Here is a 26,994-nt window from a genome sequence, read left to right on the forward strand (position 1 = left end):
CCCAGTACCATGAATATCATCAAAACAAATACAGCAATTCCTTTCGCCGGTGTTGAATCTAAAATTAACAGGCTGGCCACTTTCATCCTTCAGTCCACTTTTTTCGGGATGCTGTTTTTATTATTCAGTCTTTTTGTCCTTGGCCCCGTTTATGGGATTTATAAAAGAGGATTTGAAGCAATGTTAACACCCGCATTGATATGCTGGGGAATTTCGCTTCTTATCTTAATTCCTTCTACACGCTACTATATCATAAAGAGAAAAAATATTTCAAGAAAGATCATTGTTGATAATACCGGACTTTTATTTTACAATTCAAAAAATGAAATCGTAGAACAGATATTGTACACAGAGCTTCGTTCTTCAAAGCAAGATTTTGATATTTATACGGTAACAACAGTTGGTGGCAGCATTGTCCCTTTTCTTGAAGTAACTTTAAAACCTGAAAAAAAAGAAGAAACGAAAAGACGTATTGATATGAACCTACCTCTTCATGTTGTAAAGAATAAATTTACTTTATATGCTCATTTTATGCATGGAATCACTATTTTTCGTCCGGATTTAAAAATAGATCCGATGGCTGTCAGTAGCTTTTCTATTGATCCGACTACTTGGAAAGTCAATAGAAAAGGAACTTCATTAGGAGGCTGGCTTTTAATTCTTGCAGTATTTGTGATCAGTGCAGCCATTTTTGGCCTTGTATTTTTATTAGCTGAATTAAAAAACTGATATGACGGAAAAGTTTCAAACCATAGTCTCTAAAGTCAATAAAACGGCCACTTATTCTCTGATGGGAATCATGTGGATAGCTATTATCATGATTATTATGGTCATCGGAACTGTTTTCGAAAATATGTATAACAATATCAGCCAGTATTTCGAAAACGACCTTGGCACTTTTTCCCTTCTTGTTATTGCTCTGTTTCTTCTTATACTTTGTTGTTTAGCTCTGATTCTAGCCTTGACCAATCGAAAAAAAGGAAAAATCCGGAAAGCCATTATTAATGAGAAAGGAGTTACTTTTTATGACAGCCGGGATAATATTATCAATACCATTTTATATAGTGAACTGCAACAGTCTATAAACTTATCACATGACGCCTATATGTACAGTACTACATCAAGATATCCCAAAAGCTATCTGAATGTTTTTCTTCGAAATAAAGCAGGCGAAAGTATATTGACAAGTATAGATTTCAACTTTGAATATGTTCTTCTTAGCAATCAAATTGAGATGTATCGTCAGTTTCTAATTGGAATCCAATATTTTCGTCCCGACTTAAAAATAAGCCAGCAGACCATTAAAGAGTATGATCTTTCTCCAGATTCCCCACCGATGAAAAAATATGAAAAGTTTGATTTATTTATATCTGCATTTATTTTTCTTGTGGGTTTAGGATTGATTTATGTCCTGATATTATTAGTAAGAATTCTTTTCTGATAACCGGAAACCGCAATGGTGAATAATTAATCGCCAATTCGCTGCGATTGTGAATTTTATAGTACATTTCAGTGTTATTACCAGCTTTATAATTATAAATTACAAGGATGCTTTTATTCCTTTTATTGGGTATTCTCAATCCTTCTTATCTACCTGCTTTCTCTTCTAATCAGTATTGTATTAATTTAAATTTGAAAACCTCGTAAAAAATCACGATTTTTGCAACTTCAAAATACGATATGTCAGACTTAATCAAAGAAATACAAAAAAGAAAGACCTTCGGGATCATTTCCCACCCGGATGCCGGAAAAACAACGCTTACTGAAAAGCTGCTTCTTTTCGGAGGGGCAATCCAGGAAGCAGGTGCGGTAAAATCCAACAAAATAAAAAAAGGAGCTACTTCCGACTTTATGGAAATTGAAAGACAGAGAGGGATCTCTGTAGCGACTTCCGTATTGGCTTTTGAATATAGAGATCATAAAATCAATATTCTCGATACTCCGGGTCACAAGGATTTTGCTGAGGATACTTACAGAACGCTAACCGCTGTAGATTCAGTAATTGTTGTGATTGACGTAGCAAAAGGAGTTGAGGAACAGACTGAAAAACTGGTTAAGGTTTGTAGAATGAGAAACATTCCGATGTTGGTATTCATCAACAAACTTGACCGTGAGGGTAAAGATGCCTTCGATCTTTTGGATGAAGTGGAACAGAAATTAGGGTTAACAGTTTGTCCGCTTTCTCTACCGATTGGTATGGGTAGTGATTTTCAGGGAATTTATAATATCTGGGAAAACAATATTCAGTTATTCTTAGAAGAGAAAAAGCAGAAAGTTGGAGATTCTATTAAGTTTGATAATATTAATGATACTTCAATAGATGATGTTATTGGTGAAAAAGCTGCCGCTACTTTAAGAGAAGAGCTTGATCTGATCCAGTCCGTTTATCCTGAATTTAATCGTGAAGATTATATGAAAGGTGATTTACAACCGGTGTTCTTTGGTTCTGCATTGAACAATTTTGGAGTTCGTGAATTATTGAATGCGTTCATTGACATCGCTCCGATGCCACAGCCTAAAGAAAGTGATACCCGTTTGGTAAAACCGGAAGAAAGTACTTTCACAGGATTTGTTTTCAAAATCCACGCTAACATGGATCCTAAACACAGAGACAGACTGGCTTTCGTAAAAATCGTTTCCGGAACTTTTAAGAGAAATGAAAACTATCTGTTGGTAAGAGAAGGTAAAAAGATGAAATTCTCTTCCCCTAATGCTTTCTTTGCCGATAAAAAAGAGGTTGTAGAAGAAAGTTTCCCTGGAGATATCGTTGGTCTTCATGACACGGGAAGTTTTAGAATCGGTGATACTTTGACTGGTGGTGAAAAGCTAAGTTTCAAAGGTATTCCAAGCTTCTCTCCGGAACATTTCCGTTATATCAATAACAATGATCCGCTTAAAGCTAAACAATTGGCTAAAGGTATTGATCAGCTGATGGATGAAGGGGTTGCCCAGCTATTTACGTTGGAAATGAACGGAAGAAAGATCATTGGAACTGTAGGAGCCCTTCAGTACGAGGTTATTCAATACCGTCTGGAACATGAATATGGTGCAAAATGTACTTACGAACCACTTTCAATGCATAAAGCATGTTGGGTGGAAGCTGATGAAAAATCAGAAGAGTTTAAAGAGTTTGCAAGATTAAAACAGAGATTCCTTGCCAAAGATAAATACAATCAACTGGTATTTTTGGCAGATTCCTCTTTCACCATTCATATGACACAGGAGAAATTCCCAAATGTGAAACTTCACTTTATCAGTGAATTCAGAGAAAACTAATATGAACAGACAAAATCGCTAAACAGCGAAGTTGTTAAAGATATAGATCCGCAGAGAATTTCTGCGGATTTTTTTGCTCCCTCCATAGGATAGAAATTACACATTTCCCATTGTAATCTTTTTCTTGATACAGCTTAAATTTAGCTGTGTTGAACAAAAAAGGCGTTTTGTAAATCTCTTGTAAAACAAATACAACCAACTGAAAATATTACAGTTATAACTTTACGACCAGAATACATTCCATTTACAAGTACTTCAGCTGCTTCGTCACTAATTTTACTTCATCAAAAAATTAATGTTATGAAAAAGTACATATTACTGGTTGCTATATCAGGCGCTTTTATTGCGTGTAGTCAAAAAGGAGGAGCTTCTCAATCTAATATAGAGGATGCTGCCCAGAGTATAGACAGTGTTGCTACTGTTACTTCAGAAGCTATTGACAATGCAGGCAAAACAGCAAACCGGGCTCTTGATTCAGCCAGTATAAGAATAAAAGATATTGAAGGTGCCAAAAATGATATTCAGGAGAAAATAGAACGTACTTCCAAAATGGTAGATTCTCTATCTGATAAAATTGCATCTACAAAACTGGAATCAAAAGTTGAGAAAAATGATTCTACAGCAAAGAAAACTGAGAAAATTGCCACAAATACTCCAGCTCCCAAAGTTATTAAAGAGACCAAAATCATTTACAAGGAAAAGCAAAAAAATGACAGCTATGAGCTGAATATGCCAAAAGATAAAATGGTAAAAACAGGGTATCTTGCGATAAGAGCAGATAATATTGAAACGGTAAAAGAAATCATTAAAGAAGAAGCTATTAAAAATAATGGTTACATTAAAAGTGAGAACCAGTCCTATATTGAATCAGCGAATCAACGGGATGAAAATCAAAAAGTATACACTCTGGACATCAAAGTACCTATCCAGCATTTCGATGGATTAATGGAAGCCCTGAACAGTACTATCGGGGATATTGAAACCAGAGATATTCAGGTTACAGGACTTAATTATACAGACAACACCATCTGCAGTATTGATATCAATATCACGGATAAAACTGAAGTGGAAAAGGAGCCTAAAACTTTTGGCGGAAAATCATTGGCAGCTATTGAATCAGGCTGGGATGTGATTACTTCCATCTTTCTTTTCCTTCTTCCATTATGGCCTGTATTTCTGATTGGTGGCATTGGATACTATTTCTATAAAAAGAGAAATTCCAATACTCCTGATAGGGATTCTCAATAGAATAGATTCTTGAATCCGTCACCTGTGTGATGGATTTTTTAGTTTATTTAATTGTATTTAGAATATCAGTTTTCAAAAGTTGAATTAAAAATAAGAACCAACAGTCTAAAAACTCACCTTCCTCTCAGTAAGATCATACTTTTACAAGTTATTTCCCAAGAGGAAGATGATAAGAAAAAAGCCAAATTAAAATTCACTGATCGTAATAAACAGTGTTCCGGAAATGGTTTGCCCATTATTTCTATCGGTATTAATAAAGCGAACTCTTACATTGGTGGGTGAAGTAAGCCTTGCAGAAGCTATTGAAACAGCTCCGGGTAGGTCAAAATTTGGAGATACTGCTACTACTGCCTGTGAAGACCCAGGCCTGCTTGCTGCAGGAATGGCCACATTGACATCCAAAACTCCGGAAGAATTAAAATTGCCTAAGAATGTTGAATCTCCGGAAGAAATGGAACTATTGACTGTTGTTGAGAAACTAATCATATTTTTATGAACTGTTCCTGTGCTTCCCAGCTTATAAGCACCATTAACATCTAATCTCGAAGAGGCAGTAGGGGCAGTAGTGTTTATACCTACTGTTGAAAATATTTTCACCCCTGCAAACGACTGATTGGCTGTAGTAACCACTCCCCTTGCCGTGGGACTTGCATCCGGAATATTAAGTGTCATACTTCCTCCTAAAGAAGCTGGTGAACCGGAAACATTGATATTGCTGCCGGAAGTTCCCACATTCAGTGATATGGTTCCTAAAGCAGAAGCAGAGACAGGGATCCATGTGGTTCCGTTCCATTGAAGAAGTTGCTCGTTGGATGCTCCATTTTGTCCCAGAACAACAGGATTGGCAGCCGTTCCATTTCCTGTGAGTGGACTTGCCGTTACGACAGAAACTAATCCATTTCCCTCAGCAACAATCTGTGCAGCTGTTACTCTTTTAAGTACACCACCGTTATCAAATGCAACGATAGAATCTCTTGCTGAAGTACGGGGACCAGTTTGTTTGATGTTTCGTATGCGTACCGTACCGTTTACATCTAGTGTTTCGGTAGGTCTCTCTGTGTTAATTCCAATCTGGGAACTAACGAATGTTACTGCTCCGAAAAGGAACAATAGAGATAAAATTCTCATCATAGTGTGATTTATTTGTGATATTAAATATAATTAAATTATTGATTACCAATAAATAAATCTAATTTTTTTTACTATTCAATACACAATAATCTTTGATCGTAGATAGCACCAAAAGACACAGAACCCTATTAAAATGATATGATGACAACTGTTTTGAAAACAATAAAGCATCCTGCCCTGCAAAAAAGGCTTCCATAACGGAAGCCTTTCAGATTATTTCATATTCACAACTTTGTCTACGACAAACTTTGTATTTCCGCGCCACGGAAGAGCACCATTGTATTCTTTGTAATGGAGGTCAAAGGTTTTACCACTGTTGGTCTCCAATTGTTTGAAAACTTCAGGGTCATCTACAGAAAATTCAAACTCATAGCTTGTAATACCTCCCGCTTTACCTTTTCCGAAACCTTCCTGAATCAATTTACCTTCATAGGTTTTGAAGACATAGCCTTTTTTCATGGCATAGTTCAGGTATCCGGATTTCACGCCTTCTCCGAAAACGAAGAAGTACTTATACCATACAAATACTCCTAACAACAGCAGTACGACACCGAGGGTGATCCACAAAGATTTTTTCATAGCGTGTGTGTGTTTTATAAATTCTTATTTTGCAATACTTCTGGAGATCACGATTTTCTGGATTTCAGAAGTTCCTTCGTAGATCTGAGTGATTTTTGCATCTCTCATTAATCTTTCTACATGGTATTCTTTCACATATCCATATCCACCGTGAATCTGTACAGCTTCAATAGTAGTATCCATTGCTACCTGAGAAGCGTATAATTTTGCCATAGCTCCGCTTTCAGAGATATCTTTTCCTGCATCTTTCTCACAAGCTGCTTTGAAGCAAAGCATTCTTGCTGCTGTGATCTGAGTTGCCATATCTGCTAATTTGAATGCGATCGCCTGGTGATTGATGATCTCAGTTTTGAAAGCTTTTCTTGTTTTAGCATATTTCAACGCCAATTCGTAAGCTCCTGCAGCAATACCTAATGCCTGAGAAGCAATACCGATTCTACCACCGTTCAATACAGCCATTGCAAAATTGAAACCAAACCCGTCTTCACCGATTCTGTTTTCTTTTGGAATTTTAACGTTATTGAAGATCAAAGAGTGTGTATCACTTCCTCTGATTCCCAGTTTATCTTCTTTTGTTCCGATTTCAAAGCCTTCCCATCCTCTTTCTACGATGAAAGCATTGATTCCTTTATGCTTTTTCTCAGGATCAGTCTGTGCAATTACAATATAGTAAGTTGCCGTTCCACCGTTGGTGATCCAGTTTTTGATCCCATTTAAAAGATAGTAATCTCCTTTATCTTCAGCAGTAGTTTTCTGAGAAGTTGCATCAGAACCAGCCTCCGGCTCAGATAATGCAAATGCTCCGATCACTTTTCCGCTTGCCAATGGTGTAAGATATTTTACTTTCTGCTCTTCAGAAGCAAATTTTTCAAGACCGGCACAAACCAATGAGTTGTTTACAGACATTACAACAGCTGCAGAAGCGTCTATTTTTGCAATCTCCTCCATTGCCAGCACGTAAGAAACACTGTCCATACCTGCACCACCGTATTTTGGATCCACCATCATTCCTAAAAGTCCCATTTCTCCCATTTTCTTCACCTGTTCTACAGGAAATTTCTGGTCACGGTCTCTTTCAATAACTTCAGGTAATAGTTCGTTCTGTGCAAAGTCTCTTGCCGCCTGCTGAATCATCAGCTGTTCTTCCGATAAATTAAAGTCCATAAAAAAAATAATTAGATAGCCGTAAATTTACACTTTTTAACGAAATCTGAAAATAGAATTGGTAATTGCCCATTATTAATTATCCGGCTGCACAAATATTACCAAAAAACAACTATTGGGTTAAAGCACAAAGCATATAAACTATTGATTTAATGTGTAGATTTGGCCATAAGAATATTTTAATTTCTGCATGATGAAAGAACTTGAACAATATATCCAATCTCATTTTAAAATTATTCAGCCGGAGCAATTGAATCAGGTAAGTTCACTTTTCAAATCAGAGATTTTGAAAAAGGGAGATAACTTTCTAAGAGCAGGAAGGATATGTGATAAATTATGTTTTATTCAATCCGGGCTATTGAGAGTCTTTACAACAAAATATGATAAGGAAGTTACCCAATGGATTGCAACCAAAGGATATTTTGGAACAGACCTGTCAAGTTTTTATTTTAAAATTCCATCCCGTTGGACCATTCAGGCTCTATCCGATACAGAAATCTATTTTATTACCCACAATGACTATAACAAAATCATCAATATAGTTCCGACATGGAATGAACTGGAAAAGAATTTCATCATCCAATGTGTAACTTATATGGAGGATAGAATTTTCAGCCATTTGTCTATGTCTGCGGAAGAGAGATACAATTCTTTTTTTGAGAGCAACAAAGAATTATTTAATCAGGTTCCATTACAATATATTGCTTCAATATTGGGAATGACACCTGAGACTTTCAGCAGAATCAGAAAAAGACAGCTTATGTAATTCTTGATTTTTATCAAGTGTACGCCTTCTTCTATATTTTAACTTTGTGTTCGTTATTAAACGTAAAAACAATACAATCATGTTTATAGGACACTTCGGTTTATCATTTGCTGCTAAAAAAGCAGCTCCAAAGGTTTCATTAATTACCTTATTCGCGGCTACTCAGTTTGTAGATATCCTCTGGCCTTTTATGCTCATTTTTAATATAGAAAAAGTAGCAGTTGTTCCCGGGTATACTAAAGTCAATGCGTACGATTTTCTTTACTTCCCGTTTACCCACAGTCTTTTGATGGGAATTGTATGGGGAATCCTTGCCACGTTCATCTATTTTTTAATAAAAAAAGATATCAGAAGCGCTGTGGTCATTGGTTTATGTGTTCTCAGCCATTGGTTCTTTGATTTGATAGTTCACACTACAGATCTGCCCATTACACCATTCGGCAATTATAAAATGGGGTTCGGATTATGGAATCATATTGCGGCTACTCTCATTATTGAATTTCTTATCTTTTTTGGAGGCCTGTCTGTCTATATATCTACAACCACTGCAAAAAATAAGAAAGGTAAATGGGGACTTTGGGGACTGGCAGTATTACTTGTTATCGTAACGCTTTCCAATACATTTGGACCACCTCCTCCTGATTCTGTGAAAGTTTTATTTATATCTTTTGTAATTCTTATGGCTCTTATCCTCTTCCTTGCCGGCTGGGTTGATAGAAACAGGGAAATAAAATTTTCAGGTAATCAATAAATTATATTTTCATAAAAAACAGATGGGCTTAATGAATAGTTGAAAAGAAATAAGAAGTAATATATTTTCCGGCCTGGATTTTAAATTAATATGTTAAGCATTTTAATAATCTTGAATTCATACCATTCAATTTTTTCAATTAAAAAAAATGCTTATATTTAGATTTCTTTATAAATTATTTAAAAAATCATGACGATCAAGAGATTATTCGATATTCCGCACTACGCTTTAGAGAAATATCCTAAAACGGATATGTTTGCAACGAAGTATCATGGTGAATGGAAAAAAACTTCTACACAGGAGTTTATTAATGAAGGCAATAAGATATCCAGAGGATTACTGAAGCTAGGTATAAAGCCGGGTGATAAGATCGCTTTGATAACCACCAATTCCCGTACAGAATGGGCTATTATGGATTTTGGAATTTCCCAGATTGGTGTTGTTTCGGTACCGGTTTATCCAAGTATTTCTCCGGAGGATTATGAATTTATTTTCAATAACGCACAAATACAATACTGCTTTGTCTCTGATAAGGAGCTTCTCAACAAAGTAATGAAGGTAAAACACAATATTCCCAGCTTACAGGGAATTTTTACTTTTGATAAAATAAGCGGTGCTGCCAACTGGAGCGAAATTCTGGATCTTGGTGAGGATGAATCCACTCAAATTGAGGTGGAAGATCTTTCCAATGCCATCAATACTGAGGATCTGGCTACTATTATATATACTTCAGGAACTACAGGAAGACCTAAAGGGGTTATGCTGACCCATAATAATATTGTTTCCAATGTATTAGGTTCTATTCCTAGAATTCCTAAGAAAAAAAGTCTGGATTATAAGGAAACAAGAGCATTAAGCTTCCTTCCTATCTGTCATATTTTTGAAAGAATGCTTTTCTATCTTTACCAATACAATGGTTTTTCTCTTTATTTTGCTGAAAGCATCGATAAAATGGGTGAAAATGTAAAGGAAGTGAAACCCCATTACATGACCGTGGTCCCAAGATTGGTAGAAAAAGTATATGATAAGATCTACAATACCGGTTCTTCTGCCGGAGGTTTAAAATCAAAAATCTTCTTCTGGGCTCTGAATCTGATCACCAAAAAGAAATCTGTTTCCAAACCATCCGGAATTCAGGAACTTATTGCAGACAAGTTGGTGTTTTCTAAATGGAGAGAAGGTTTAGGAGGTGAAATTGTTACATTAGTTTCAGGATCTGCTGCTTTATCTACAAGACTGAATTTAATGTTCCAGAATGCTGGAATTCCTATTTTGGAAGGATATGGCTTAACGGAAACTTCACCTGTAATTTCTGTAAACAGTTTTGAAAAAATGAGAGTGGGAACCGTGGGTGTACCTTTGGATAACCTACAGGTAAAAATCCAGGAAGATGGTGAAATTACGGTAAAAGGACCATCTGTTTTCAAAGGTTACTTCCAAAATGAAGAAATGACAAGAGAGGCATTTACACAAGACGGATTCTTTAAAACAGGAGACATCGGCCACATTGATACTGATGGATTCCTACAGATTACAGACCGTAAAAAAGAAATGTTCAAAACATCCGGTGGTAAATATATTGCTCCTCAAACGATTGAAAACCTAGCAAAAGCCTCTAAATTCATCGAGCAGATCATGGTGGTAGGTGATGGTGAGAAAATGCCATGCGCTCTGGTACAGCCTGATTTTGAGTTTGCAAAAAGCTGGGCGATGAGAAATAACCTGAATATCGGTTCCAATCCAGCTGAAATTGCAAACAGCGCTGAACTGAAACAAAGGATTGAAAAAGAAATTGAAGGTATCAATGAGCATCTCGGAAACTGGGAGAAAATTAAGAAGATCGAGCTTACTCCTGAAATATGGAGCATTGAATCCGGACTTCTTACTCCTACGCTGAAACTGAAGAGAAAGGCGGTAAAAGAGAAGTTTATTGCCCTGTACAATAAGATGTATGATCATCATGAATAAATAAAAATATAACCGCTTCGTTTGAAGCGGTTTTTTTGTGGATTTTAATCTGATAAACTAATTAGGTTTTGGCTAAAGCCAATGGAATTTGTTTATTTTTATTAAATAGGCTTAAGCCATTTCTATTGAATTTTTCACTCTCAGATTTAGCAGATTTTCAAGCGTAATCTTTACCATTTCTTTAGAAATAGAGGGCTGTTTTTATTTATCTTACGATGTTGAGATTCCTCCTTCGTCGTAATGACAAGAAAACAGCCAAGTAATTTGTGGCATTTGTGAAACATTTGTGTCATTCATGGTTCAACAAAATAAAAAAGCTGTCTCATTTCTGAAACAGCTTTATATTTTTAAAATTAGTAATTAGAATTTAATTACAGATTTCATTCTTTCGTTTTCTTCCATTACCAACTCATCGTCAACAAGGATTTTTCCAGAGTGCTCATCAATGATGATTTTCTTTCTCTGAGCAATTTCCATTTGTTTTTGAGGTGGAATAGTGAAGAAAGATCCTTTTGGAGCTCCTCTTTCTAATCCTACAACTGCAAGTCCGTTTATAGAGCTTTTTCTGATTCTGTTATAAGAAGCCAGTAATCTCTCATCGATTTTACCTGCATATTCTTTAGACTGCTCAATAAGGTACTCTTCTTCTTTTTGAGTTTCAGAGATCAAACCATCCAACTCTTCTTTCTTGAATTTCAAGTGGCTTTTTAAATCGTCGATCTTTGAAGTAAGTTCGCTTAAAGTTTCGTTTTTGTGAGCGATTTTAGCTCCGAACTCTTTAATTCTTTTTTCAGCAAGCTGAATTTCCAGATCCTGGAATTCCATTTCTTTTCCTAATGCTTCAAACTCTTTATTGTTTCTTACATTATCCTGCTGAGACTTGTATTTCTCAATTAAAGTTTTTGCATGGTTAATCACTTCATGCTTTGTTTTGATCTGATCGTCCTGATCTTTGATGTCTGCATGAAATTTTTCAGCTCTCTTCTCAAGACCTTCAATCTCGATCTCTAGATCTTCAACTTCAATTGGCAATTCTCCTCTAGTATTTCGGATTTCATCCAATCTTGAATCAATGATCTGTAAATCGTATAAAGCTCTTAATTTTTCTTCAACTGAAATATCGTTGGTTTTTGCCATATTTAAATGAAATAATTTACTGGGTTTGTTTTTTCAATAGATTTTGAAATTGCAAATGTACTAAATTTTTGTGATAAAATTTCAAATAATTGTTGACTTACAAATTGTTCTGATTCATAGTGTCCTATATCACACAACAACATTTTAGACTCTGCTAAAAAATAGTCATGATATTTAAGATCTCCGGTAAGGTAAGCATCACATTTCCTGGAAACTGCAGATCGTATTCCACTGGCTCCGGAACCGCCAAGAACCCCTACTCTTTTAATTTTTTTATTCGTAAAATCTGAATGTTTAATAACTTCAATGCCGAATTTTTCTTTCACAAACCTCAGGAAATCCTTTTCATCCATTTCTTCCTCCAGCTCACCGTACATCCCGAGTCCTACATGATGGTTTTTATTATCAAGACTGTATATCTGATGAGCTACTTCTTCATAAGGATGTGCCTCTTTCATTGCCCCCACAATCTGCCCCTGCCTAAATCCTTCAAAAATTACAGAAATCATGTCTTCATCGGCATTCTCCCGAATATTCTGTTGCCCTGAAAACGGATTTGAACCTTCAACAGGTCTGAATGTACCATTTCCATTAACAGTAAAGCTACATTCGTCATAAAATCCTATGCTTCCTGCTCCTGCAGAGAACATCACTTCTTTTACTTTTTCTGAATAGTCTTTAGGTACGAAAACCGTCAGCTGTTTTAAATTATTTTCTTTCGGCTGAAGAATTTTCATATTCTTTAATCCCAGCTGGTTGCATATTCCATGATTCACTCCAAAGAAATCATTATCAAAAGCTGTATGAATGGCATAAATAGCAATTTTATTTTCAATTGCTTTTAAGACTGCTCTTTCTACATAGTTTTTCCCGGTTAAAGATTTCAGTCCGGAAAAAATAATAGGATGAAAACATACAATGAGATTACAGTTTTTCTCAATGGCCTCATCTACTACATTTTCCAATGCATCATGACAAATCAGAATCCCGGATACGTTACGGTCAGGAACTCCGCATAACAGTCCTACATTATCAAAATCTTCTGCCTGCTGCAACGGAATGAGCCTGTCTATTTCTGAGATTACTTTTCTTATTGTCATTTTATTCTGTATGTTTGCTACGAAAATAACGATAATTTGTTAATTTTAAAAAACATTCAGAATGGAAAGAGAACACAATCTTGTTCCTGAAGACAAACTTTGGAAAAGATACCTTTATCGAATCATTTATCGTTCCGATACCAGGCTCGGAAAACTGTTCGATATCATCTTATTGTCCTTAATTCTTGTGAGCACTGCTATTATTATGATGGAAAGTGTGCCTCAGCTTGATAAAAGATTTCATTATACTTTTCTCATTCTTGAATGGATTATTTCTATTTTTTTCACCGCAGAATATTCCATGCGGATTGCAGTACTAAAAAATAAAAAGCACTATATATTCAGCTTCTTCGGGATCATAGATTTCCTTGCATTAGTTCCTTTTTATCTAAGTTTCTTTTTTCCTGTTACCAAATATTTTCTGATCTTCAGAATGCTGAGAATGCTGAGAGTTTTCAGAATTTTCAATTTGCTGGATTTCATGAATGACGGCTACCTTATTGTAAGGGCTTTAAAAAACAGCTCTAGAAAAATTTATATATTTCTGCTGTTTCTGATTATATTTTCAGTGATCGTAGGCTCTCTTATGTTTATGGTGGAAGGAGGCCGGCAGGGATTTGAAACCATTCCTCAGGCAATCTATTGGGCTGTAGTAACCGTGACTACCGTAGGATATGGTGATGTCTCCCCTATTACTCCCCTTGGCAAGTTTTTCGCCGTTGTTCTGATGCTGGCCGGTTATTCTATTATTGCAGTTCCAACAGGTATTGTAACAGCAGAAATGCGAAACAAAAGACAGAATCTGGAAAAGATATGTGACCGTTGTGGTAATGAAGATATTGATGATGATGCAAGATACTGCAAGCAATGTGGCAAGAAATTAGCTTGATATTTGGATATTAGTTTAATCTATTCACCAAATACCACAAAATCATGGAACCAAAAAAGAAAAACAAACCGAATAGTTTAGTCATTATTCTTTTCTCATTAATAGTCCTGATGATTATTATTTACTTTATCCTCGTCATGTTCTTCCCAACTGTTTTCGATCTTATGAATACGGGGGAGATACAGCCAGTACCGGATAAATAATGACAAGTAATGAGCAATAGACCATCTAAAATAGAAAAGATGAGCGAAAATTTCGCTCATCTTTTTTTATCAAATAAGATATTCAGTATGTGACTGAATATTCTGTAACTATTATTTATTTCTTAATAGCTTTCACTGTTTGTTTAGAACCATCTTTCATATTTAATACTACCAGATACATTCCCTGTTTCAGATCCCCTAAATGAAGAACGGAAGAAGGGTTTTCAATTGTTTTTACCAGTCTTCCGGAAACATCCAGAACAGAAACTGTTTTTACCTGGTCTACTTTTGAAATATTCAGTATTTCAGTGAATGGATTCGGATATACTTTAATTTCATTTTTAGCTTTAGCTACTTCTGAGGTTCCAAGGGTCTCTTTATTGATGGTAATGGTAAATGTTCCTTCCATTATATCTTCATTATCATCATAATGCCCTACATTCACATAATATACGGTTCCTGCAGTCGTTGAAACAGACATTGTTTCTGTTCCGCCACCGCTTCCGCTATCTACAGTATTTTCACAGGTTAAATTATTACACGTACCACTGTATAATCCTACCTGAGGGTCAAAGCTACTGTCTGCCGGCATGGTAACTTTTATATCATAAACAGTACCATCTCCTGTAAAAGTGAACCACGTACCATCATTCATACCATCCGAACAGATTTCAATAAATCCGTTATTATTTGTAGCTCCTGCAGCATCAGACTGTGTATATATATAAGGGAATACAGAAGCTACCAAAGCTCCTGAACAGCTGTCATTTGCAGGCGCCGGCGGAAGTGTTCCTACACAAATATCAAACATCTGTGCTTCTCCTGCTCCTCCATCTGTATATACTCTTATATAATACGTTTCTCCTACAGTAAGGCCGGAAATAAGTTTCGTCTCATCATACTCTGAACATGCTACATTGGCCAGACTGCTACAACTTCCATTCAAAACCTGAAATAAAAGTGAATAGCTATAATCTGCTCCGATAGAACTCATGTTACTCAATGATATGGCGTGAGTATCTGCAGTGGCTGTAAACTTAAACCATACATCATCATCTGCTTCTCCGTCACAAGGATCTACCGGTTGGTTTGAATCTGTAGCTCCAAGGGTATGTCCTGATACTTTGCTACCGCAGTTCATGTCCGGATTTACCGTTAGTGTAACAGCAGCAGTACATTCATCATTCAAAGGAGGTGGAGGGAATGTTCCTACACAGATATTGAAACTTTGAGCCTGCCCTGTTCCTCCGTAGCTGTACACTCTTACATAATAAGTATCCCCTACAGTAAGACCTGATACAGTTCCGGTGTTAGGATCTGAACAAAGAATACTTGTTAATCCTCCACAAATTCCGCTTAAAACCTGAAAATAAGCATCGGTGCTGGTTCCTGTTCCTGCCGCTTGTACATTTTTAAGTGAAATAACGTGGGAGGAAGCTGTCGCAACAAATTTATACCATACATCATCATCAGGAGTACCATAACATGGATCCGGATCCAATCCGGAATCTGTTGCAGAAAGGGTTGTTCCTGGAGTAGCTATTCCACAATTCAGATCTGGGTTTATGGCCAGAGTAACTGCGTTATCACACTCATCGTTGGCTGGCGGCGGTGGAAATGTCCCAATACAGATTTTAAAGCTTTGTGCATACTGTGTTCCATCTTCATAACTGTAAACTCTTATATAATATACTTCTCCCGGATTAAGACCATTCACTATTCCTGTATCGGGATCTGAGCATAAAATACTGGTCATGTTTCCACAAGCTCCACTGAACACCTGAAAATAAGTATCAGTATCTGAATCTGAACCAGCCGAAGTGATATTTTTAAGTGAAACCACATGAGTAGAAGCTGTAGCGGTAAATTTATACCACACATCATCATCAGGAGTACCATAACATGGATCCGGATCCAATCCGGAATCTGTTGCAGAAAGGGTTGTTCCTGCTGTAGCACTTCCACAGTTCATATCTGGGTTTACAGTTAGGGTAACAGCACTTGTACATTCATCATTGGATGGTGGTGGTGGTGCTGTTTTGAATTTTATTTCAGTACATCCTGAAGATTCCCCTCCGATTCCTACTGAAGTTACTTTAAGATAATAAGTTACACCGGTAGAAAGAGGAGATAAGGGAGTAAAGCTCGTTGTGGTTACGGTTTGCTGATTAGCAACATCTGTTCCTCCCGGAGTAGTTCCTATTGAAACTTTATAGCTTGAAGCTCCAGATGATGCACTCCAAGTAATCACAGGAGACAGAGGTACAAGAACTGCATTATTGAGTGGATAAGTTACGGCAGGACAAGAAGGTATCGGGCTTGGGCTAAGCCCTACCAGACTGATAACAGACCTGGTCCCCTGCAGATTTCCCCACTCAGGATCTGTAGGATCCGGATCATTACTATCCGATTTATACAAAATAGATTTGTTCTGTGCATTAGGGTCATCAAATACAGAAAATGAATCATCATCAGAATCATAATCCGGAGTGCTTTCATGCACTGCAACTACCAAGTTCTGTGTATTGTTATAAGTAAATGGGGTAGTAAATGCTACCTCCAAAACACCATTCGCATTGGTAACTGTTCCTGAAAAAACTTCTGTAAGTTCTGCAACAGGAACCCAATCACTGCCTGATGTAAAATTGGTTTTGGAACTATGGCCGAGATAAATCGTCCAGTTGGCTGAATTAGTAAAATCCGCAGATGGGTTTACATACAATTTAAGCCCCGAAACAGTTCCCGCTGCTGCTGCATTAATTTCCTGTTTGGTAAAAATCTGCTGAGAATAGGAATATCCGTAATTTGTATTGATTGGAATATTTCCAACTGTCGTGCTCCCCTCTCCTAGGGTAATTTGAGCATTCAAGATTAAACTTACCATGAGTAAGTATAAGAGTAAGATTTTCTTCATATATTTTTTTTAGATGTTAATTCAATCACTAAATTAGTAATAATTCAAACAAAACACTCAAAACAAGATAAAAACAAATTAAAAAACTATAATAAATCAACATTCTGCTTCAATTTTGTTTATTTGAAAACTATTTTACAACTTTAAATTTAGATGAAAATAAAATTTAAAGCTGTTCTTATAAAAAACAATAAAGGCGAATCACAGATCCGCCTTTATTTAGGACTAATTATTTCTTGATAGCTTTTATTACTTGTTGAGAACCATCTTTCATATTCAGTACTACCATATACATTCCCTGTTTCAGATCACCTAAATGAAGTGCAGAAGAAGGGTTTTCAATTGTTTTCACCAATCTGCCTGAAACATCCAGAAGAGAGACCGATTTTACCTGGTCTGTTTTTGAAATATTCAGTACCTCTGCGAATGGGTTAGGATATACTTTAATTTCATTCTTATTAGCTTTAGATACTTCTGCAGTTCCAAGAGTTTCTTTATTAATAGTAATCGTAAACGTACCTTCCATTTGATCTTCACCACCATCATAATGTCCTACATTTACATAGTATACCGTACCTGCAACAGTTGGCACTGACATTGTTTCTTCTGCTCCACCAGTAAGGCCGTCATCTACTGTATTTACACAGACCAAATTATCACATGTGCCATTATACACACCTAGTTGAGCATCAAAATTACTTCCTTCCGGCATGGTAACTTTTATATTATGAACAGTACCATCTCCTGTAAAGGTGAACCATGTACCATCATTCATAGCATTCGAACAGATTTCAATAATTCCGTCATTATTAGTAGCTCCGGCTGCGTCAGACTGTGTATAAGCGTAAGGAAATACTGATGCAACCAAAGCACCCAAGCAATTATCATTTACCGGAGGTGGAGGAATAGTTCCTATACAAATATCAAAACTCTGTGCCTCACCTGCTCCTCCATCTGTATATACTCTTATATAATAGGTCTCACCTGCAGTAAGGTTTGAAATCACTTTCATCTCATCATAATCTGAGCACTCAATGCTAGTCGGGTTACTGCAATCTCCACTGAATACCTGGAATAACAGTGAATAACTGTCCTCAGTACCGATAGAAATCATGTTACTTAATGAAATCACATGTGCAGTAGAGGTTGCCGTAAACTTATACCATACATCATCATCTACTTCCCCGTAACAAGGACTTACAGACTGACTAGACTCAGTAGCTCCACGGGTGTGTCCGAATGTTTTACTGCTACAGTTCATGTTCGGATTTACTGTTAATGTAATTGCTGTAGCACAATCGTCATTTGTTGGCGGTGGTGGCAATGTGCCAACACATATATTAAAACTTTGCGCAAATTGACCTCCTTCATCCATGCTATATACTCTTACATAATAAGTTTCCCCTACTGTAAGTCCTTCAGCAATACTAACCCCTGAATATGACGAACATACAATGCTTGTCAAACCATTACAGTCACCACTGAATATTTGAAATCCAATATAATCACTATCTTCTGATCCTACAGAAGCTACATTTGAAAGTGAAATGATATGACCTGAATCTGTAGCGGTAAATTTGTACCATACATCATCATCGGGAGTACCATAACACGGGTCAATGTCTACACTAGAATCTGTTGCAGCTAAAGTAGTTCCTGCAGTAACAGCTCCACAATTCATATCCGGGTTTACCGTTAAAGTGACAGCGGCAGCACACTCATCATTAGAAGGTGGTGGCGGCGTAGTAGTAAATTTTGTTTCGAAACAACCTGAAGATGAACCTCCTGTTCCCACAGCTATAATCCTTACATAATAGTTTGTATTAAGAGAAAGAGGAGCTGACGGAGTAAAACTTGTGGTACTTACTGTTTGCTGATTTACAATATTTGAACCTCCCGGAGTTGTTCCGATGGAGATTTTATAACTTGTAGCACCCGCTGATGCATACCATTTAATTTCAGGAGTTACAGGAACCAGTACAGCATTGTTTATCGGAGACATCACATTAGTACAAGATGGCAATGCCTTAGGCGTAAGCCCTGTAAAACTAACAACAGGTCTATAGTCTAATAAATTACCATTCCCAGGATCCGATGAATCAACATCTATATAAGAGGTACGGATAATTGCACTTTTGGGTGCATAATTAAGATGATGTACATAAAATACCCGGTCGTCACCATAATCTGAACCTGAGCCATTTTCATCCACAGCAATCACCAGATTCTGTGTATTATTATAAGCAAAAGGGGTAGCAAAAGTAAGCTCTACCATTCCGTTTACATTACTGATGGTACCGGTATACACCTCTGTAAGGGCTGAAACCGGAACCCAATCACCTGCAGACGTAAATCCAGTTTTTGAAGTATGCCCCATATAAACAACCCAATCTGAAGAGTTAGTTATGGTTGAAGCCGGGTCCAGATAGAATTTAAGGCCTGTAATATTTCCGGCGGCATTGGTGTTAATTTCTTCTTTTTTAAATATTTGTTGGGAGTAAGAATAACTCGAAAAATTATCAATCGGAACCCGTCCGACTTTAGAGCTTCCTTCCCCTAAGGTAATTTGGGCACTCAAAAACAAGCTTACCGTTAGCAAGCACAAGAGTAAGATTTTCTTCATATACAATTTTTTTAAGGTGTTAATACATTTGCCAAATTAATAATAATTTTAATACAACATTAAAAAAATATTAAAAAAAAGCAGCAACTATTAAGTTACTGCTTTAAATTATTATATTAATCGGTTTTATTTCTTAATTGACTTAACCACTTGTTTCGATCCGTCTTTCATATGAAGCACGACTAAATACATTCCTTGTTTTAGGTCTGCTAAATGAAGTTCAGAAGAAGGTTTTTCAATTGTTTTCACCAATTTTCCTGAAAGTTCAACTATGGAAACAGATTTCACTTTAGAAGCATTCGAAATATTTAAAACATCTGTAAATGGATTCGGATAAACCTTAATATCTTCTTTTTTACGCTCAACCTCTTCTGTTGCCAATACACCTCTTCGCATGGAAATTGTATAATTACCATAGCACCAGGCAGCTCTTCCGTTCAGCATTATATAATAAGTAGTACCTGCAACTCCCATAAATGTTATTTTGGAACCAATTAAAGGATTAGCCGTACACGCTTTATAGGTAGATCCAATAATATTTACAGAATCACAAGCAAGTGCCCCACATGCCCCTGTATAGACGTTCAGAGATGACTCAAATTGTGTCCCACAAGCATCAAGAACTATAGGACCATTTTCAGTAGCTGTTACTTTAAACCAAACACCTTTGAAAGGAGGAATCACATTACTGCAAGAATTAGATGGCCACAAATCATCATTGGCCAATGCATTTACTCCTTGTACAGTTTCATCATATCCTATAGGTATAGCTGTACTGCACACATCATTAGTAACTACAGAAGGTGTAGTTACAGCAATCTGAAAATCAGCATTTAGAGGTGTTGTAAGAGGCGCCATAAATACCCTTACATAATAAGTCTGCCCCACATTAAGATTCAGTAATAACACATTAGCATTTCCAAAAGAACCAGGATGGCATCTCACTGAAGTTAAATTTCCACATGTCCCTGTAAGAACCTCTGTTCCAATAGAAGGATCACGCAAAACATGCACAAGCTGCATTGAGGCACTTGCAGTAAATGAATACCAAATATCACCATTAAATTCTGTCACAAATGAAGAACAAGCCGGCGCTCCCATACTTGGCGTTGCCCCTAACAAAGAGCCATTTACAGGATTAACAAAAGCATCTGTATTGCTAACAGTAAGTGGTATTGCATTAACACACTCATCATTAGCAGGTGGTGGTGGTAGCGTACCAACACAAATATTAAAACTATCAGCATATACAGTAGTTCCATTTGCATTAGAATCATATACTCTCACATAATATGTATCACCAGGGGTAAGCCCCCTAAGTGTTGTATTAGGTAGTGTGCTGCACTTTATACTTGTTAAAGTTCCACAGGCCCCACTAAAAAACTGAGTATACAAACTTTTAGATGCAGAAGTTCCTACCGCATTAATATTAGAAAGCATCACTACATGCTCAGAAGCTACTGCAGTAAATTTATACCAGACATCATCATCTGCAGACCCAGAACACGGAGCTACTGCTAAACCTGAATTAGTTGCTCCTAAAGTAGTTCCCGACACCGGTGAAGCACAAGCTAAAGTAGGACTAACCGATAACTCAACAGCACCTGAACATTCATCGTTTACAGGCTTAGGTAGGGTTCCCATGCAAATATCAAAAGAACTTGCATAATATGCCCCCCTATAATTAGTTTCATTATTGTAAAGTCTAACATAATAAGTCTGGCCAGGTACCAATCCGTTTAGAAATGTATAATTGGTATGATTATTTATACAAAATGTACTTACTAAAGCATTACAAGCGCCACTAAATACTTGAGCAATCAGAGATGTAGAAGTAGTATTTCCTACAGAAGTTATATTTTTCAGTTGAAAAGTATGCCCAGTAGCTGTTGCTGTAAATTTATACCAAACATCATCATCCGGATCTCCATATCCTGTACATGCACTCACTGAAGCCAATGATTTTGTTCCTCCTAATGTAGTTCCTGATGTCATACTACCACAATTCATATCTGGATTTATTGTAATTGGTATCGCATTTACACAATTATCATTTACGGGTGGTGATGGCGGTAAACCTATACAAATATCAAAACCTGCGTTAACATTAACTTCATTTGAAGAAGTATATATTTTTAAATAATAAGTTTTACCCACTGTAAGACCGTTAATTGCATCCAGTGATCCAGCACAATAAAAAGGAGTAAGATTCCCGCATTCTCCTGAAAAAACGGCAATATACACATAAGGAGATCCAGATTGTCCTCCCGTAGAAACCATATTAGAGAGTGATATTATATGACTCGGATATGTTGCAACAAACTTATACCAAACATCATCATTATCCCCTCCTGAGCAAGCCCCCATCCCCTCAGGTGATCTGGTTGCACCTACAGTATCACCGTGTACAACATTTGTACAAGTCAAGGAAGGATTTATGGGTAAACTAATTGCACCTGAGCACTCATCATTAGAAGGAGCAGCAACTGTAGTGGTAAAATTTCTTTCAAAGCAATTAGGAGATATTACTCCGCCATTATATGCTGTAACTCTAAAATAATATTTCGTGGAAGGATTTAATTGTTGAGCTTGGCTAAGTGTATAGGTATTAACATTTCCTACATCAAAATTATCCAAAACATCAGATGCACCTGCAGAAGTTCCGATACTTAATCGATATCCTAATGCGGCTGTAGAAGTCCACCATTTAAATGTTGTTTTCAAGGGAAATCCTTTTTGAGATGGATTAGGTACATCCACAAAAGGACAGTCCAATGTTGCAACTGTTGTAAAAGTTCTTTCCGTACATGCAGAAACACCTGCAGAGTTTACAGCATACACTGTATAATAATATTTAGTATTAAAATTCAGTTGATTTGTAAAAGCAAACGAATTAGAAGTTCCCAAGTCCTGCATATTCAACACATCAGATCCACCAGGAGTGGTTCCTACTTTTATTCGGTATGATAATGCACTACTTGACCTTAGCCAATTAATTACAGGAGCTATGAGAGCCACCGTATTATCAGGAAAAGAAACAACAGGACAAGAAGGTACCACAGCAGCTGTTAAGCCCAATAAGGTGGCTACTGACTTTAAATCTCCACTAAATCCAGGTGCAGGGAAAAGAGGATGCACATCCAAAAAATTACTATTATACACCATTGTTGAATTATCAACTCCTTTATAACTGTAAAAAAAGTTTGTATACGCCGCAGAACCTGGATTATTTTCATGAATTGCAATCACAAGATTATCCGTATTATTATAAGCAAAAGGAGTATTGAAAGTAATAGTCATTTCACCTCCGGATTCACTTACAGCTCCTGTGAAGACCTGAGTCAAACTTGACGGTGGAACCCAGTCATTACCACCGGAAAAAACTGTTTTTGTAGTATGTCCTAGATAAATCCTCCAATTGATAGCCTTACTAAGATCAGAAGAAGGAGGAAGATAAAATTTGATGCCCGTAATATTACCTGCAGCATTTGCAGAGATCTCATCTTTATTAAAAATTTGCTGAGTGTAATTATATTCAGACGACAATCTTATGGGAACAGAACCTCCATCACTAAATTTTTCTCCTCCCAATGCTATTTGGGCGTTTGTAATAGATGCTATTAAAAATAAGCATAAGAGTAATAATTTTTTCATGTATTATTGTTTATATTAAGTTGCGAAATCGCTCTCAAATTTAAACAAAATTCAATATAAAAATAAAAAAGCAGCAACCGTTAAGTTACTGCTTTAAATTATTATATTAATCGGTTTTATTTCTTAATTGACTTAACCACTTGTTTCGATCCGTCTTTCATATGAAGCACGACTAGATACATTCCTTGTTTAAGGTCTGCTAAATGAAGTTCAGAAGAAGGTTTTTCAATTGTTTTCACTACTCTTCCTGCAAGATCTACAACAGATACAGACTGTACTTTGGAAATATCAGAAATATTTAAAGTGTCTGAGAACGGATTAGGATATACTTTAATTTCGTTCTTAGCTGTTGTTACCTCAGAAGTAGAAAGGCTTCCAAACTGATACACAAAATTATCAATCAATACACTGTTTGCAGGAGAACCTGTATGCCTGAATACAAGCTTATTAATTCCGGCAGGAACTCCCATAATATTTAAAGAATAATTATCGATGGTAGAAATATTTGATGCAGTATAGCTATCCAATACTACAAATGTAGAAGTATCTGCAGGATTTGTTAAATAACCAATCTCAACAATTCCACCAGCAGTAAAGTTAGCTCTTCCTTTAAAACTAATTGTTGCAGTGTTAGAATCTAAACCTATAAATTCAGGCGTTGAAACCATACCTACTCCTGAACTGCTACTATAGATATACAGAGCATTAGGAGCACTTGCAACAGTTGTTGAATAAGCAGATACTTTCGCATTACCAACAACAGTTCCTATGCTGGTCCAGCACATAGGAAGTGTATCAACAGGCGTAGTATCAAAATTCTGAGAATATACCTGTAACGGAGTACATGTAGTAGTAAATATTGCTGCCTGTGACCAAATACTCTTATTTGCGGCACTACACGCTGAGCGAACCCATACATAATAAGTCGTAGCAGAGCTAAGTCCATTCAAAACAGTACTTGTAGCAGTGCTTGTTCCTGATATAGTTACATTAGCAGCAGGTACTGTACTATTGGTAGAATAATAGTACTCATAACCATTTGCAGGTACTGAAGCAGGAGCGTTCCAAGATAAGTCTGATGAAGCAGAAGTAATATTTGCCACTACCGGAGAATCTGGTTCTATACATGTTGGGATAGGTTCTACAATGAAATCATCAAGATGGAAATAAATATCAGGCGAAGTAGAACTTGTAGTCGCTACAAAAGCCACTTTAATAGTACCGGAATACGCTGAAAGATCAATAGTTTCTGTTTGACCTGTATTAGAATAGGTTCCGACTCCTGTATACGTTTTTATAGCATTAGCATTGCTCCAGGTAGTTCCTCCATCTGTAGAAATAATTACTCTAACCTGATGTGTCCCTAATGTCGACTGAGCTGTGGTACCTGAATAACTTGTAACAGCCATTCTATATCTAATTCTGTTAGCTCCAGGAGTTGCACCAAGATTGATTGGCTGAGAAATTAACCAGTCACCTGTACTTGTTCCATATAAATTTAATTTTACTGCTGTATTAGTACCTGTATTAGCAAAACCTGATGCGGCTGCCCATTTACTGCTTCCATACGTCAAAGTAGAATTGGCAGTAACGTCACCTTTAGCAACAGACCAGCATATGGGAGTCAATGTACTGAATCCCTGTGAGATAGTTGGTATATTTTCAGATGCACAAACTGTCGTAAAGCTACGCTCAGTACATGAAGCTGAAGTACTTGTAGGAGTATAGGCGTTTACTGTATAATAATATTTTGTAGTATAATTAAGTGCAGAGGAAAGTGTATATGATGTAATATTTCCAACATCAACACTGTTCATAATATCAGTTCCACCTGCTGTTGTTCCGACAGATATTTTATACCCAGTTGCATCAGTTACAGCACCCCATGTTATTGTTGGTATAACAGAAACTCCCGATGCCCCTGATACAGGCAATGTCACTGTTGGACAACCGATATTTTTTGTAATAAATGATATTTCTGTACATCCGCTTGCTGTTCCGGTACTGTTCGTAGGCAATATGGTTGCGTAATAAGTAGTACCATACAATAATTGGCTTGCTGCAGGTATAGTATAAGTAAGTACATTTCCAACATCTACACCGGCCATCACATTGGATCCACCTGATGTAGTTCCCAAATTTAATTTATATGAAGTTGCATTAGGTGAAGTATCCCATTTAAAATTTGGGGTAATTGACAATCCTGTAGCAGCATTGGTAGGTGCCGTAATAGTGGAGCAATTAGGGGCAACATTAACAGAAGAAATATTAATATTATCCACATAGATATCATCACTTCCGTTATCTCCTTTGGCTAAAAATCTTATGATGGCATTAGGGCTGGAAGATGCTAAATTCACATAATTTGTGACCCATGGTGAGATTGATGATGTGGAACCAAATGGCATTCCTAAATCTGTAAAGGTGACTCCATTGTCCGTTGAAATTTGTATTTTCAAAACATCTGTTCCTGATGGATTTGCGTAATCAAAACTTAGAATCCTATCACCAGAACCTGACGATAAATTAATATACAAGTCCATATACCCTGAAGCATATTGACAGTTATAGGAATGGAATCTTGCTGCAGGTGCTACTGCAGATCCACCAATTGTTACGGATCCACTCGTACTTGTCCACCCTGAAGCAGATGCAAACCCACTCCCTGAAGTATCACTCTGTCTCCAGGAATTATCGCCCCTTGCCGGCCAGGTTCGCCAATAATCGGCATTAGGTAGATCCAATGTAGAATTACCATTTGCCCAGGTACTGAAGCTTTCAGTAAAAGGCAAAGTGGCGAAAGTATTTGGGGCAGCCAACCACGTCCCTGGAGAATAAGTAAATGTCAGTCCAGAAGCAGGCACTGTAGTCCCGTTTGTTGTCCCTAAAGTTGAACTGGAAGTAGCTGTTGTCCCTGCTGTAAGTGAAGTCCAGTTTGTTCCTGTTAAATTATTAATATCCGAAGCTTCCGATCCTCTTATCCCTACCTGTCCAGTAAATGTACTTGCTCCGGAAACACAATTTCCATAAACAATAGCTACTGTATGGGAATTAAGATCTAACTGGATCTGGAAGTTGAGAAGTTGAGAAGCAGAACCGGAATTGCTTTGCACATCAGTAAACTGTACAATAAATTTAGTTCCTACAGTCTCATATGAAATTTCAGAGCTTGTTGTGTTTGCGTTCCTTAGATTTGCTCCAAAACCGGCAAAAGCAGCCTCATGCGTAGTGGGAGTAATCTCACTGGATAGCCCGGTATAAGTAGTGGCACTGGTAGCTCCTCCTAATGTTACAAAACCATTATTACTGATATAAACAGAGTTATATTTCTGATTATTGTAAGTAAAGTTGGAGGGTAAAGGAATAGCTGCAGATACTAAATCCGTAGCCAGGGTAGCTCCCGACTGCCATACTGTTCTTCCTGCGGATAATGGTGCATATGTTCCCACAGATTGTGTAAATCCATATCCGTTATTTGTATTCGGGCTCGTTATTTGCGGTGGCCCAACCTGTGCAGACACGCTGTAATAAAAAGCGGTCAGGCACGTAAGTAAAATTCTTTTCATAAATAGTAAAAATAATAGTCAGGCG

18 protein-coding genes are annotated in these 26,994 nt (G+C 36.9%); 8 read left to right on the forward strand and 10 right to left on the reverse strand.

The genetic code is table 11. The features are described from left to right. Positions 1 to 9: 9 nt before the first annotated feature. From M2372_RS08125 to M2372_RS08140, 4 genes are all read left to right on the forward strand, one after another. The gene (locus tag M2372_RS08125; RefSeq protein ID WP_123319839.1) at positions 10 to 729 is read left to right on the forward strand and encodes a hypothetical protein; all 720 of its coding nucleotides are present in this window, start codon (positions 10 to 12) and stop codon (positions 727 to 729) included. A 1-nt stretch (position 730) separates the two neighbouring features. Beyond that, a complete protein-coding gene (locus M2372_RS08130; RefSeq protein WP_123319840.1) occupies positions 731 to 1,441 on the forward strand; it encodes a hypothetical protein in 711 nt (236 codons plus the stop codon). Between the two features lie 239 nt (positions 1,442 to 1,680). Then, positions 1,681 to 3,276 (forward strand): peptide chain release factor 3, encoded by a 1,596-nt coding sequence (locus tag M2372_RS08135; protein ID WP_115973485.1) that lies wholly within the window; start codon positions 1,681 to 1,683, stop codon positions 3,274 to 3,276. Between the two features lie 300 nt (positions 3,277 to 3,576). Beyond that, the gene (locus M2372_RS08140) at positions 3,577 to 4,524 is read left to right on the forward strand and encodes a DUF4349 domain-containing protein (RefSeq protein ID WP_123319841.1); all 948 of its coding nucleotides are present in this window, start codon (positions 3,577 to 3,579) and stop codon (positions 4,522 to 4,524) included. A gap of 186 nt (positions 4,525 to 4,710) precedes the next feature. Here M2372_RS08140 and M2372_RS08145 read toward each other — a convergent pair whose 3' ends face one another. From M2372_RS08145 to M2372_RS08155, 3 genes are all read right to left on the reverse strand, one after another. Next, on the reverse strand, positions 4,711 to 5,655 hold the full coding sequence (locus M2372_RS08145; RefSeq protein ID WP_123319842.1) for a hypothetical protein: 945 nt from the start codon (positions 5,653 to 5,655) through the stop codon (positions 4,711 to 4,713). Positions 5,656 to 5,868: 213 nt separating this feature from the next. Next, positions 5,869 to 6,234 (reverse strand): hypothetical protein, encoded by a 366-nt coding sequence (locus tag M2372_RS08150; RefSeq protein WP_047485689.1) that lies wholly within the window; start codon positions 6,232 to 6,234, stop codon positions 5,869 to 5,871. 24 nt (positions 6,235 to 6,258) lie between these two features. Beyond that, positions 6,259 to 7,398 (reverse strand): acyl-CoA dehydrogenase, encoded by a 1,140-nt coding sequence (locus M2372_RS08155; RefSeq protein ID WP_115973488.1) that lies wholly within the window; start codon positions 7,396 to 7,398, stop codon positions 6,259 to 6,261. 190 nt (positions 7,399 to 7,588) lie between these two features. On the opposite strand from M2372_RS08155, the gene M2372_RS08160 reads away from it, so the two are divergent. The 3 genes from M2372_RS08160 to M2372_RS08170 all read left to right on the forward strand — a co-directional run bounded on the left by M2372_RS08160 (position 7,589) and on the right by M2372_RS08170 (position 10,883). Beyond that, complete coding sequence (locus tag M2372_RS08160; protein WP_228455728.1) at positions 7,589 to 8,164, forward strand: Crp/Fnr family transcriptional regulator; 576 nt, start codon at positions 7,589 to 7,591, stop codon at positions 8,162 to 8,164. A 79-nt stretch (positions 8,165 to 8,243) separates the two neighbouring features. Beyond that, the gene (locus M2372_RS08165; protein ID WP_123319844.1) at positions 8,244 to 8,915 is read left to right on the forward strand and encodes a hypothetical protein; all 672 of its coding nucleotides are present in this window, start codon (positions 8,244 to 8,246) and stop codon (positions 8,913 to 8,915) included. 189 nt (positions 8,916 to 9,104) lie between these two features. After that, entirely contained in the window at positions 9,105 to 10,883 is a 1,779-nt protein-coding gene (locus M2372_RS08170) for a long-chain fatty acid--CoA ligase (protein ID WP_123319845.1), read from the forward strand. A gap of 360 nt (positions 10,884 to 11,243) precedes the next feature. On the opposite strand, the gene M2372_RS08175 is transcribed toward M2372_RS08170, so the two are convergent. Then, entirely contained in the window at positions 11,244 to 12,020 is a 777-nt protein-coding gene (locus tag M2372_RS08175) for a zinc ribbon domain-containing protein (protein ID WP_115973492.1), read from the reverse strand. 2 nt (positions 12,021 to 12,022) lie between these two features. Next, positions 12,023 to 13,120, reverse strand: a complete 1,098-nt coding sequence (locus M2372_RS08180) for a Nif3-like dinuclear metal center hexameric protein (RefSeq protein WP_123319846.1) — start codon at positions 13,118 to 13,120, stop codon at positions 12,023 to 12,025. A 61-nt stretch (positions 13,121 to 13,181) separates the two neighbouring features. Here M2372_RS08180 and M2372_RS08185 point away from each other — a divergent pair, with 61 nt between their 5' ends. Further along, entirely contained in the window at positions 13,182 to 14,009 is an 828-nt protein-coding gene (locus M2372_RS08185) for an ion transporter (protein ID WP_123319847.1), read from the forward strand. Positions 14,010 to 14,107: 98 nt separating this feature from the next. Here the strand turns inward: M2372_RS08185 and M2372_RS08190 are convergent, their stop codons facing one another. The 5 genes from M2372_RS08190 to M2372_RS08210 all read right to left on the reverse strand — a co-directional run bounded on the left by M2372_RS08190 (position 14,108) and on the right by M2372_RS08210 (position 26,969). Next, entirely contained in the window at positions 14,108 to 14,272 is a 165-nt protein-coding gene (locus M2372_RS08190) for a hypothetical protein (protein ID WP_185018829.1), read from the reverse strand. Between the two features lie 55 nt (positions 14,273 to 14,327). Next, positions 14,328 to 17,126: a T9SS type A sorting domain-containing protein gene (locus tag M2372_RS08195; RefSeq protein WP_123319848.1), complete on the reverse strand. Its 2,799-nt coding sequence runs from the start codon at positions 17,124 to 17,126 to the stop codon at positions 14,328 to 14,330. A gap of 229 nt (positions 17,127 to 17,355) precedes the next feature. Beyond that, the gene (locus M2372_RS08200; RefSeq protein ID WP_123319849.1) at positions 17,356 to 19,749 is read right to left on the reverse strand and encodes a T9SS type A sorting domain-containing protein; all 2,394 of its coding nucleotides are present in this window, start codon (positions 19,747 to 19,749) and stop codon (positions 17,356 to 17,358) included. 126 nt (positions 19,750 to 19,875) lie between these two features. Further along, the gene (locus M2372_RS08205) at positions 19,876 to 23,403 is read right to left on the reverse strand and encodes a T9SS type A sorting domain-containing protein (RefSeq protein ID WP_123319850.1); all 3,528 of its coding nucleotides are present in this window, start codon (positions 23,401 to 23,403) and stop codon (positions 19,876 to 19,878) included. 116 nt (positions 23,404 to 23,519) lie between these two features. Beyond that, on the reverse strand, positions 23,520 to 26,969 hold the full coding sequence (locus M2372_RS08210; protein WP_123319851.1) for a T9SS type A sorting domain-containing protein: 3,450 nt from the start codon (positions 26,967 to 26,969) through the stop codon (positions 23,520 to 23,522). Between the last annotated feature and the right edge of the window lie 25 nt (positions 26,970 to 26,994).

Source organism: Chryseobacterium sp. BIGb0232, assembly GCF_024810195.1.
GTDB lineage: Bacteria > Bacteroidota > Bacteroidia > Flavobacteriales > Weeksellaceae > Chryseobacterium > Chryseobacterium pennae.

What these genes read in the sequence shown, in the direction of transcription:
- M2372_RS08180 (WP_123319846.1), bottom strand. Translation starts at nt 13,120, where the DNA reads ATGACAATAAGAAAAGTAATCTCAGAAATAGACAGGCTCATTCCGTTG.
- M2372_RS08135 (WP_115973485.1), top strand. Translation starts at nt 1,681, where the DNA reads ATGTCAGACTTAATCAAAGAAATACAAAAAAGAAAGACCTTCGGGATC.
- M2372_RS08200 (WP_123319849.1), bottom strand. Translation starts at nt 19,749, where the DNA reads ATGAAGAAAATCTTACTCTTGTGCTTGCTAACGGTAAGCTTGTTTTTG.
- M2372_RS08130 (WP_123319840.1), top strand. Translation starts at nt 731, where the DNA reads ATGACGGAAAAGTTTCAAACCATAGTCTCTAAAGTCAATAAAACGGCC.
- M2372_RS08160 (WP_228455728.1), top strand. Translation starts at nt 7,589, where the DNA reads ATGATGAAAGAACTTGAACAATATATCCAATCTCATTTTAAAATTATT.
- M2372_RS08165 (WP_123319844.1), top strand. Translation starts at nt 8,244, where the DNA reads ATGTTTATAGGACACTTCGGTTTATCATTTGCTGCTAAAAAAGCAGCT.
- M2372_RS08170 (WP_123319845.1), top strand. Translation starts at nt 9,105, where the DNA reads ATGACGATCAAGAGATTATTCGATATTCCGCACTACGCTTTAGAGAAA.
- M2372_RS08175 (WP_115973492.1), bottom strand. Translation starts at nt 12,020, where the DNA reads ATGGCAAAAACCAACGATATTTCAGTTGAAGAAAAATTAAGAGCTTTA.
- M2372_RS08185 (WP_123319847.1), top strand. Translation starts at nt 13,182, where the DNA reads ATGGAAAGAGAACACAATCTTGTTCCTGAAGACAAACTTTGGAAAAGA.
- M2372_RS08195 (WP_123319848.1), bottom strand. Translation starts at nt 17,126, where the DNA reads ATGAAGAAAATCTTACTCTTATACTTACTCATGGTAAGTTTAATCTTG.
- M2372_RS08150 (WP_047485689.1), bottom strand. Translation starts at nt 6,234, where the DNA reads ATGAAAAAATCTTTGTGGATCACCCTCGGTGTCGTACTGCTGTTGTTA.
- M2372_RS08145 (WP_123319842.1), bottom strand. Translation starts at nt 5,655, where the DNA reads ATGATGAGAATTTTATCTCTATTGTTCCTTTTCGGAGCAGTAACATTC.
- M2372_RS08125 (WP_123319839.1), top strand. Translation starts at nt 10, where the DNA reads ATGAATATCATCAAAACAAATACAGCAATTCCTTTCGCCGGTGTTGAA.
- M2372_RS08210 (WP_123319851.1), bottom strand. Translation starts at nt 26,969, where the DNA reads ATGAAAAGAATTTTACTTACGTGCCTGACCGCTTTTTATTACAGCGTG.
- M2372_RS08205 (WP_123319850.1), bottom strand. Translation starts at nt 23,403, where the DNA reads ATGAAAAAATTATTACTCTTATGCTTATTTTTAATAGCATCTATTACA.
- M2372_RS08140 (WP_123319841.1), top strand. Translation starts at nt 3,577, where the DNA reads ATGAAAAAGTACATATTACTGGTTGCTATATCAGGCGCTTTTATTGCG.
- M2372_RS08155 (WP_115973488.1), bottom strand. Translation starts at nt 7,398, where the DNA reads ATGGACTTTAATTTATCGGAAGAACAGCTGATGATTCAGCAGGCGGCA.
- M2372_RS08190 (WP_185018829.1), bottom strand. Translation starts at nt 14,272, where the DNA reads ATGAGCGAAATTTTCGCTCATCTTTTCTATTTTAGATGGTCTATTGCT.